At 40.0% G+C, this 1,768-nt stretch carries 1 protein-coding gene; it reads right to left on the bottom strand.

The features are described from left to right. Positions 1–152 precede the first annotated feature (152 nt). Entirely contained in the window at positions 153–1,625 is a 1,473-nt protein-coding gene (locus tag BMX21_RS18935) for a transposase (protein WP_092047048.1), read from the bottom strand. Positions 1,626–1,768 lie beyond the last annotated feature (143 nt).

The raw sequence follows: 1,768 nt of genomic DNA on the forward strand, positions 1-1,768 counted from the left end.
TAGGTATTTGCGAAACTCATTAAAAGTTTAGATGTAACCTTAACAAAAGCATTCTGGAACGCTTTTGTTGAGGGCAAAGACGTGAACTGGGCTGATAAATCTTATCTTAGGCGCACTTGAATAAGGCTGATGCCTTATTAAGTTGGTAAGCCCTATGCTATGAGGGGCTTGAGGCTTCTGATGTATTCATGGTGATGAATTTTGTCAGCAAGTACTACAGATATAAGCTGAGTGATTCCTGCAAGTATCAGATCAGCATGCAGAGTCTTCTCATTTTGAGTGCGGCGTCCAGCCAAACAAAGATTATCCTTCATATGGTTGATATCGCGCTCCACGGTAGTTCTGATCTTGTAGGTGTTATCCCATTCTTCAGTTCCGCGAAGGACGCCTGGATAAGCACGAAGATTCTTCTCAGGATAGATGTGTATCATTCGTCCACATGAAGAATCGGTACAGGGATTGGCGCATTGGCATTCTCGATGACATTTGCGTGTGCTTTTATCATAGACATACTTGATTTTGGGGCATACAAATTTATATCTGACAATGCCGTTCGGCCTTGTTGAAGAGCTCTCGTATTTCATAGGGAGCGTGTCATCGTTAGGGCAGCATGGAATGCCATCTGCGTTAACTTTGCAATCAGGATATTTGATGCCGGATCTGGAATTAAGCGGTATATAAGCTTTGGAGAAATGCCTGTTATCACCAAATGCATCACCGGTAAGTAGTTGACGATACAAGAGTGCTGAGTCAAATGCAGCATCTCCAAGAAATGTTTTAGGATTTATTAAAGGGTGTTTTGTAAAGAAATCTTTTAGCGTAGGAATGAGCAGTTTTGCATCATGAACGCATTTATCTTCATCAGGAGAGGATGATTTCTTTTCGACAACTATATCTGGATGTGATGTCAGGAATTCCTTGTTATAAAAGGATATGTGGCGGACAATGCCAAGACCATTTGTAACAATACCAAACTTGAAGACATAACAAAAATGGCCATTGATGTATAACTGCTTTATCTCTGGATTTGCAGAAGCATGTGAAGGCATGGAGCTATATGCTGCCTTATAAGGATCATAAGATTTGGAAAAGCCCTTGGCTTTGGCATATGCTTTAAGCTGCCTGATTATCTGATTTGCATACTTTGGATTGTTTTCAGTAACAAAGGCTTCTATGCCTGATGAATCAAAGATAGTCATATCTGCCTGTGCAGAGTCAATGGCTTGGCAGATAGGTTCGGTAACATCAACAAGCTTATCAAAGACGATCTGAAGATCATCAAGGAAATCCTGCTTAAAACGGGTAATCTTGGAAGCATCAGGAACCTTGGTAAAACCACAGAATTCACGAAGTGGTTTTGAATAAGTGAGGAAAGCTAATAGAAGCTGGTCAGTTGGTATCGAGAAGATGCGCTGAATGATCAAAGCCCACAGAAGAGCTTTTAAAGGGTATTTACGGGATCTTCCCGTTGATGCATAGAAATGATTTCTAAAGGAAATCGGAATAATTTCATCAAGATCGATATAGGTTTCTAATAGAGACAGAAATGCAGGCTTGTCATTTTCAAATTTATCCTGGCAGTCTGAATAAATATCAGCCAAAGAAAGCTGTTTGTATGGTATCATATATATCAGAATAACTCCTTTCTTGAGTGTTGGTAGGTAGTTTTTGGACAACTCTATTTTACCATATCCGGTGAGGGGTTATTCATTTTTATTGCAATAAAAATGCCGTATTTATGCGGCTTTTGGCGTTTCGCAAACGCCTA

This window comes from Butyrivibrio sp. TB (assembly GCF_900110805.1).
GTDB lineage: Bacteria > Bacillota > Clostridia > Lachnospirales > Lachnospiraceae > Butyrivibrio > Butyrivibrio fibrisolvens_C.

Coding starts and splice junctions, on each gene's coding strand:
- BMX21_RS18935 (WP_092047048.1), bottom strand. CDS start 1,625: ATGATACCATACAAACAGCTTTCTTTGGCTGATATTTATTCAGACTGC.